The sequence below is a fragment of the Bacillus sp. JJ634 genome (assembly GCF_036962285.1).
GTDB classification, from domain to species: domain Bacteria; phylum Bacillota; class Bacilli; order Bacillales; family DSM-1321; genus Peribacillus; species Peribacillus asahii_A.
Window position 1 is genome coordinate 4,391 of the sequence record NZ_JBALMU010000127.1, and the last position, 8,201, is coordinate 12,591.

General features: G+C 35.4%; 5 protein-coding genes. 4 read left to right on the forward strand and 1 reads right to left on the reverse strand.

Annotation, left to right across the window (positions count from 1 at the left end; all coding sequences use genetic code 11):
- The first annotated feature begins 150 nt into the window (after window positions 1–150).
- The 3 genes from V7068_RS17665 to V7068_RS17675 all read left to right on the forward strand — a co-directional run bounded on the left by V7068_RS17665 (window position 151) and on the right by V7068_RS17675 (window position 5,084).
- A complete protein-coding gene (locus V7068_RS17665; protein WP_499713869.1) occupies window positions 151–2,331 on the forward strand; it encodes a malate synthase G in 2,181 nt (726 codons plus the stop codon).
- A 129-nt stretch (window positions 2,332–2,460) separates the two neighbouring features.
- Window positions 2,461–3,237, forward strand: a complete 777-nt coding sequence (locus tag V7068_RS17670) for an IclR family transcriptional regulator (protein WP_499713870.1) — start codon at window positions 2,461–2,463, stop codon at window positions 3,235–3,237.
- Window positions 3,238–3,341: 104 nt separating this feature from the next.
- Window positions 3,342–5,084 carry an adenine deaminase C-terminal domain-containing protein gene (locus V7068_RS17675; RefSeq protein WP_499713871.1) on the forward strand — a complete coding sequence of 581 codons (1,743 nt, stop codon included), beginning with the start codon at window positions 3,342–3,344 and terminating at the stop codon, window positions 5,082–5,084.
- Window positions 5,085–5,192: 108 nt separating this feature from the next.
- On the opposite strand, the gene V7068_RS17680 is transcribed toward V7068_RS17675, so the two are convergent.
- Window positions 5,193–7,043, reverse strand: coding sequence for a sigma 54-interacting transcriptional regulator (locus V7068_RS17680; RefSeq protein ID WP_499713872.1), 1,851 nt, complete (start codon window positions 7,041–7,043; stop codon window positions 5,193–5,195).
- Between the two features lie 805 nt (window positions 7,044–7,848).
- Between V7068_RS17680 and V7068_RS17685 the strand changes: the two genes are divergently transcribed.
- Window positions 7,849–8,201: TRAP transporter small permease (locus tag V7068_RS17685; protein WP_499713873.1), on the forward strand; the 353-nt coding region annotated here is incomplete at its 3' end.

Sequence of the window (8,201 nt, forward strand, 5' to 3'; positions counted from 1 at the left end):
ATTTTATGAAATAAAAAATATATTTTGGAAAATTTATTGAATATTCCCATAGTAGTATGTTATATTTTCAACATGAATAAAAAACAGCGTTTCGTAATAACAAACGCTAAATTATCTGAATTTTTTATTAATAGTTTGGAGGAAAGAAACATGACTCAATATGTAAAGGTTGGCAGTTTACAAGTAGCAAATGAATTGTATAATTTTGTGAATCAAGAAGCTTTACCAGAAAGTGGTTTAACAACGGAGCAATTTTGGGCAGGTTTCGAAAAAATCATTACAGATTTAACACCTGAAAACAAAGAGCTATTAGCTATCCGCGACGAGCTTCAAAATAAAATTAATACTTGGCATTTAGAACATAAAGAGTTTAATAGTGAAGAATACAAAGCATTTTTACAAAGCATTGGTTATTTAGAAGAGGAAGTAGCCGATTTTCAAATCGGTTCAGAAAATGTAGACGACGAGATCGCGATTCAAGGCGGACCTCAATTAGTTGTACCTGTTAATAATGGTCGCTATGCGATTAATGCAGCGAATGCTCGCTGGGGAAGCTTATATGACGCACTTTATGGAACAGATGCTATTAGTGAAGAGGATGGGGCCGAGGTTACACCCCGTTATAACCCAGTTCGTGGTCAAAAGGTTATTGACTTTGCACGCAATTTCCTAGATCAAGCTGTTCCGTTACAAAATGGCTCTCATAAAGAGGCAGCACAATACAAAATTGAAGCAGGACAACTAATTGTTACATTAAACAATGGTCAAACAACTACTTTAGCTGAAAGTGAAAAATTAATCGGTTACCAAGGAAATGAAGCAGAGCCGTCAGCCGTGTTACTAAAAAATAATAGAATGCATTTTGAAATCCAAATCGACCGCAATCATCCAATTGGTAAAGATGATGCAGCTGGTGTAAAAGATATTTTACTAGAAGCTGCAACAACAACAATTATGGACTGTGAAGACTCCGTTGCTGCTGTTGATGCGGAAGATAAAACGCTAGTATACCGCAATTGGTTAGGATTAATGAAAGGTGATTTGTCAGCGACTTTCGCTAAAGGAAATAAAGAGATGACAAGAACGATGAATCCTGACCGTACGTACACATCGGTAAATGGAGGAGAAATTTCGTTAAATGGTCGTTCTCTACTATTTGTTCGTAATGTAGGGCATTTAATGACGAATTCAGCCATTTTAGATGCGGATGGAAATGAAGTGTATGAAGGGATTATGGATGGCGTAATTACAAGTTTAATTGCGAAGCATACGCTTTTAGGAAATGGAAAATATAGCAACACAGCGAAGGGCTCTATTTATATCGTTAAGCCGAAAATGCATGGCTCTCGAGAAGCAGCATTTGCAAATACGTTATTTAACCGAATTGAAGATATGCTTGGGTTAGATCGCCACACATTAAAAATTGGGGTTATGGATGAAGAGCGCCGTACATCATTGAACTTGAAAAACAGTATTTATGCGGTAAAAGATCGTATTGCCTTCATTAATACAGGATTCCTAGATCGTACAGGTGATGAAATGCACACATCTATGGAAGCGGGCGTCATGATTCGCAAAAATGATATGAAAGCAACAACATGGCTGCAAAGCTATGAGAAATCTAATGTAAACATCGGTTTAAATGCTGGCTTACAAGGTCGTGCCCAAATCGGGAAAGGAATGTGGGCAATGCCAGATTTAATGGCTGAAATGATTAAACAAAAAATTGGTCATTTAAAAGCTGGGGCCAATACGGCTTGGGTTCCATCGCCAACAGGAGCGACATTACATGCGCTTCATTATCATCAAGTAGATGTAACAGAAGTTCAAAATGAATTAAAGAATCAAACAAGTGATTTAAAAGATGATATTTTAACGCTTCCATTAGCAGAAAATCCACAATGGAGTCCTGAAGACATTCAAGCGGAATTAGATAACAATGCACAAGGTATTCTTGGCTATGTAGTACGTTGGGTAGAACAAGGTGTAGGTTGTTCAAAAGTGCCGGATATCAACAATATTGGTTTAATGGAAGATCGTGCTACACTTCGAATTTCTAGTCAACACGTGGCAAACTGGCTTCACCATGGCATTGTAACAAAAGAACAAGTAGAGGAAACTTTACAACGTATGGCAAAGCTTGTTGACGAACAAAATGCGGGAGATGCTGAATACCGTCCAATGAGCCCTGATTATGAAAATTCAGTAGCTTTCCAGGCGGCAAGTGATTTAATTTTCTTAGGCTATGATCAACCAAATGGATATACGGAGCCAATTTTACATCGTCGTCGTTTAGAAGCAAAAGCTAAATTTGCGGTAAAACAATCCTAATACACTAGGAACGGCTGAGTTGAAAGCTTGTTACATACAAACTTTTGACTCAGCTATTTTCAGTAGATTTACAGTTTTAGAGGAATCCTTTATCATAATAAAATACAGCAGTGGAGGTGAACAAAATATATGAATAGAGACAATATGGTCAAATCTGTCAGCAGAGCCCTGGATATTATTGCTATACTAGGTACAAAGCAGCAAGGTCTAGGCGTGACTGAAATTGCTAATCAAATGGACATTAATAAAAGTTCCGTTTATCGAATTTTATCTACCCTTGTTCAATACGGGTATGTTGAACAAAATCAAGAAACGGATCGCTATAAATTAGGCTATAAATTTTTAGAAATAAGCTCTAAATTATTAGAGTCTATTGATTTACGTACAGAAGCTAGACCTTTTTTAAAAGAGCTTGAAGAAGAAACAACGGAGGTCATTCACTTAGTTGTGTATGATCAAGGTGAAGTTGTATATATTGAGAAGTTAGAAGGTAACCAGTTATTACGAATGCATTCCAAAGTAGGAAAACGAGCACCGATGCATTGTACATCGGTTGGTAAAGCAATATTAGCTCATCTGCCAATACAAGTTGTTTTAAATATTTTGGATCAAAAAGGCATGCCGGTACATACGGATAAAACGATTACGAATCAAGAAGAGTTTTTACAAGAATTAAGCAAGGTGAGAGAGGTAGGATTTGCTCTTGATTTAGAAGAAAATGAATCGGGGATTACTTGTATCGCTGTGCCTATTTTTGATCATTTAGGGAATATTAATGCTGCTATAAGTATTTCAGGACCGACAATCAGAATGACGGATGAACGATTAGAGCAATTGAGCCAGCGAATGATTCAAGTAGGGAAGCAAATATCCGAACGTCTTGGTTATGAAAATAAAATAAGTTGACTTTAAGAGACGAACTCGCTTCGTTTCTTTTTTGAGCTCCCAAAAAACCCTTTTATTTAAAATTATGTTAAAATATAGATAATGAACCGAATGGGGGGCTTTTTTTGGTAGAGCAGAGATATAGATGGAAAAATAAGCAATTACGCAAACAGATTGAAATAGTAGATGGAAAACGGGCTCCTAGTATTCTTTTAAAAAATGCAACTTATTTAAATCATCCACTGAAAAGATGGGTGGAGGCAAACATTTGGATTTACGGTGATCGAATCATTTATGTAGGAGATAAGCTTCCAGATGTAACAGAGGGCTGTGAAATTGTAGATTGCACAGATTATTTTTTAGTTCCCGGTTATATTGAGCCTCATTCGCATCCATTTCAATTATATAATCCTCAAACATATGCACGATATTCAGCGTATGGTGGAACGACAACATTGGTTAATGATAATCTTCAATTCTTTTTACATCTTGAGCAGAAGAAAGCGTTTACGTTGTTAGAAGAACTGAAAAATATCCCAGCTAGTATGTATTGGTGGTGCCGTTTTGATGCTCAAACGGAACTTAGAAATGAAGAAACAATCTTTACACATGATCAAGTAACAGCTTGGCTTGAACACGATGCTGTAGTCCAAGGCGGTGAACTGACAGCATGGCCTAGACTGTTAGCCGGTCATGAAGACATGCTAAATTGGGTCCAAGAAGCAAAACGAATGAGAAAGAAAATTGAAGGCCACTTTCCAGGTGCATCAGAAAAAACGTTAGCTAAACTTATGTTACTAGGAGCGGATTGTGATCATGAAGCTATGACAGGTCAGGAAGTTCTTTCTCGTTTGATGCAAGGATATACCGTTTCCTTGAGAAATTCTTCTATTCGCCCTGATTTAGAAAATCTGCTGAAGGACATTCATGAATTAGGTATTCATCAATATGATAACTTTATTTTCACAACCGATGGCTCGCACTCATCCTTTTATGATGAAGGCTGTATTGATAAGATGATTAAAATAGCACTTGAGCAGAATGTTCCGATTATTGATGCTTACAATATGGCTACTATTAATGTGGCTCGATATTACAATTTAGCTCATTTACACGGAAAAATTGCAACAGGCAGAATTGCTCATATTAATTTTCTTCAAAGTAAGACAAACCCTACACCTGTTTCTGTTTTGGCCAAAGGTCAATGGATTAAACGTGATGGAGTCGAGATAAAAGATGCTGCTGTCATCCATTGGGCTGAGAATGGGCTGGGCACATTACAGCTTAATTGGAACTTAACTAAATCAGATTTACAATTTACTACAACACTTGGCTTACAATTAGTTAATGATGTCATCACCAAACCATTTTCTGTTACATCAGAAGAGTTTGATGAAAACATTCCTTTTGAACGTGATGAATGCTTTTTCATGATGATTGATCGGAATGGAGAATGGAGAATCAATACGTTTGTAAAGGGTTTCGCAAATCAATTATGCGGATTTGCCAGTACGTATTCTGGAACAGGGGATATCATCTTAATTGGAAAGCGAAAAGAAGATATGTTGCTCGCCTTTCAGCGGATGAAAGAAATAGGCGGCGGAATTGTCATTGCTGAACACGGAAAAATCATTTTTGAAATCCCGCTAGAGTTAAAGGGATATATGTCTACTAAGGAATTATCCGATTTAATAGAAGAAGAGAAGCAATTGAAGAAGTTGCTTCAAGAGCGTGGCTATCAATTTGGCGATCCAGCCTTCACACTATTATTCTTTTCGGCGACGCATCTTCCTTATATAAGAATTACACCAATAGGAATCTATGATGTGATGAAAAAGGAAGTATTACTTTCCCCAGTTACACGGTAAATTTGTTCATGAAGGGCTGCTTAGGTAGCTCTTTTTTTATGCGAAATGGCGATTTCGTACGAAGTGAGCTAACAATCTGTAAGATAACAGGATTGTCAGCTCACGCATTCATTGTAAGAGTCCCATTTCAGATTCAAATTTATTAAGTTTTTTGTAAAATTGTGACCGACTAATGCCTAATAGTTTAGCGGCGGCTGTTCGATTTCCGCCTGTTTGTTTTAATGCCATTTCAATAGTCTCTTTTTCTGTCTTATTTATGTTAAATCTGAAAAACTCAGGGGTTAATTTTTCTTGTGGTTGCACCTGCATAGTAGGTTTGAGTGTATTTAGTGAGGATTGACTTTCACTCCATTTTTTACTTTTTATATATTCAGAGAAATGCTCTGCATCAAGTGTATCACTATTTACACAATTGATTGCCCGTTCAATAGTATTTTCAAGCTCTCTTACATTTCCTGGCCAGTTATGCGAGGAAAGTAGATGGAGTGCAGCCTTACTTATCGTAACTTCTCCATGACCCATAAGACGACTAAATTTTTTTGTAATGGAAGTAGCAAGTAAAGGGATGTCTTCTTTTCGCTCTCGAAGGGGAGGTATGTTGATAACGATAACATTTAGTCGATAATATAAATCCTCTCTAAATTCATGATTAGCCACCATTTGCTCTAAATTTTTATTAGTTGCAGCAATGATTCTGATATTCACTTTAATTGTTTCATTTCCTCCAACACGTTCGAATTCTCTTTCCTGAAGAACTCGAAGCAATTTTCCCTGCATAGATAGGGGCATATCGCCAATCTCATCTAAAAATAATGTACCATTATGGGCTATCTCGAATTTACCAGGCTTCCCGCCGCGCTTTGCACCTGTAAATGCACCCTCTGTATAGCCAAAAAATTCAGATTCCCATAGCTCATTCGGTACGGCCGCGCAGTTTACCTTCACAAATCGTCCAGAACGATTAGATGTAACATGAATACCGCGTGCAAATAGCTCTTTTCCTGTCCCGCTCTCTCCTAATAACAGCACATTTGAAAAGCTAGAGGCTGATTGCCGGGCCAATCGTTTCATACTTTCCATTTGTTTATTTTTTGTTAGGATGTTTTCTAAATTGAAAGGAGTACTACTACTGAGTGATCGTTCTTCGTGATAATAGGAAACTTCCTTTTCTAGATCATCTAGTTTGCTAACAGCGTGTTTCCATTTGTTTAAGTTTTGGTAGATAATTTTAGCCATAGCTCCAACGAGTTGTTCATTTTCATATATTTTACTTTTTATAACAAGGCATCGATGTTGTCCAATTACCATTGCTTCTAGTTTTTCCCCTTGAAAATCTATAGAAAGGACATCTTCTAGTTTTAATTCTGGAATCATATAAGATGAAGGTTGACCGAGTAGTTTATTCTTTGGCTTTCGTAAAAATTCGCATGCTGTCTCGTTAATATTCTCAATTTTTCCTTTATGATCAATGACAATATATCCGTCATAAGTAGTATCTAAAACAGTTTGTAAAGTGCGCTTTAATTTTTTTGTCATTTCAAGTTTACTAGTTAATAATTCAGACTTAGAACGATAAGCTTTAATAATATTTGTCGTATCAAGAATACCGCTTACACAATTATCTTTGTTAATCACGACTGCATGGCCTATTTTATTATTAATCAATAATTGGCGAACATCGTATAAAAAATCATTTTCTTTTACCGTAACAACTTGATGTTTTATAAAAGGGACTATGCTTTCATTCATAGATACATCTTGTAAAAGTGCTTTAAAAAGAGCAGAGTGAGTCATGATACCAATCAATTGATTGTGTGAATTCACGACGGGAATAAGTTTTATTTTGTTATGCTGAAATAGTACTGCGGCGTCGCGTAATGTGCTCGGTAAGAACAATTTTGAAACATCTTGATTCATAAATTCCTTCACTGTTGGGTAAAAATAATGTTTTACAAACATGGAATCCTCCTTTGCTTATTGAATTTTAATCAGTAACTGTATTCGCTAAAATATAATATATCCCTTTTATTTCTTGTCATATTTTTGAATAATTTCGTTTTTATATATGTAAAATCTTTTTGTATATGGAAAAACATTGACATATATAAAAAGCACATGCTAAAGTATTCTTAAAGATGGTAAAAAAAGTAACTTAGATTAGTAAAGTAATAAGTACATTATTCAAATAGCAAGAGGTAAGAATTCACTTAATCAATTAGTTGGAAGCATTGCTTCTTTATCCTGTTTTGAAATTATAACAATTAGTCCAAATTGTAAGCGCTTAATAACGTAGAAATACTTTTATATGTACATACCTCAAGGTACAATATGCATGTCTTTAAGCACCCATTTTTTTAATAGCTATGTTGATAAAAATAAGAGAGCCATGTAACACAGCTTAAAAGAAGATGAATGAAGCTTTATGAAATTGTTCCTAAAACGACCACACAATGATGTTCCCCAGAAAAATAGATCTATTTATAACATGCATATAATTATCCGACTATCTAAAACTTTTCAATTAAATNNTGAGAAAAAATCAGTTAAAAAACGTCTGTATTATTTTCTGCTGTCTTTCATTTTGCATGTTTTTTTTCATCGTAAAGCTTTATTGAGTACTGATAAAGGAGGTGAATTCGTTTATTTTAGAACTGATTACGGCTATGTATGATTTAAAAATAATCGACGAGAGAAAGGAAAGGTCATAACTGAAAGCATCAATACTCTATAAGTTTCAAACTAAGCAAAGAGGTGGTGGGTAATAATGGAAAAGTTGAAAAAGCTTTTTGAAAGTATGGATAAATTCACTTCTGGAATTTCAGCGTTTACTTTGTTTCTTATGATGGTATGGATTTTTGTAGATGTAATGTTAAGAACGTTTCTTCATAGACCTATTCAAGGCACTATTGAATTAACTGGAGAGTATTTAATGGTGCTGCTAGTCTATTTATCGTTAAGCTATACTCATAAACAGGATGGTCATGTAAAAGTAACTTTTTTAGAGGATAAGTTTTCCAAACGAATCAAAAACATCACGAAATGTATAACAAATCTTTTTGCTGCTTGCTTATTCTTTTTGATTAGCATATTGAATTTTCAAGAAGGTCTAGAATACAT